Origin of the sequence: Mesorhizobium sp. M8A.F.Ca.ET.208.01.1.1 (assembly GCF_004791315.1) — a bacterium.
GTDB lineage: Bacteria > Pseudomonadota > Alphaproteobacteria > Rhizobiales > Rhizobiaceae > Mesorhizobium.
In genome coordinates this window covers 1-303 of record NZ_SRUT01000294.1, presented here as the reverse complement: position 1 = coordinate 303, position 303 = coordinate 1, and the positions used below count along the sequence as shown (strand labels likewise).

At 62.0% G+C, this 303-nt stretch carries 1 protein-coding gene; it reads right to left on the bottom strand.

Features of this window, described 5'->3' with window-relative positions:
* The coding region (locus EN851_RS35360; RefSeq protein ID WP_135931116.1) for a DMT family transporter at positions 1 to 303 on the bottom strand (303 nt) is incomplete at both ends.

Here is a 303-nt window from a genome sequence, read left to right as displayed (position 1 = left end):
CAGCGTCCAGCGATCCGGGAACTGGTGGAAGATCACCCAGCCGGAAATGATCATCCACACCATTTGCGAATAGGGGTAAGGCGCAAGTGCCGTCGTGGTGGCGAGGCGATACGCCTGCACCAGCAGATAGTGGCCACCGGCGCCGAAAACGCCCAGCATCAAAAGAATGATCCAGTGCCAGCGGTCCTGCGGCAGCGCATGCGAGAAGGGCAGTGTGGGCAAGAGCAGCACCGCCGGCGCCAAGGCCGAGAACAGAATCAGGCTCTCGGACGTCTCGGTCGACGACATGCGCCGGGTCATGAT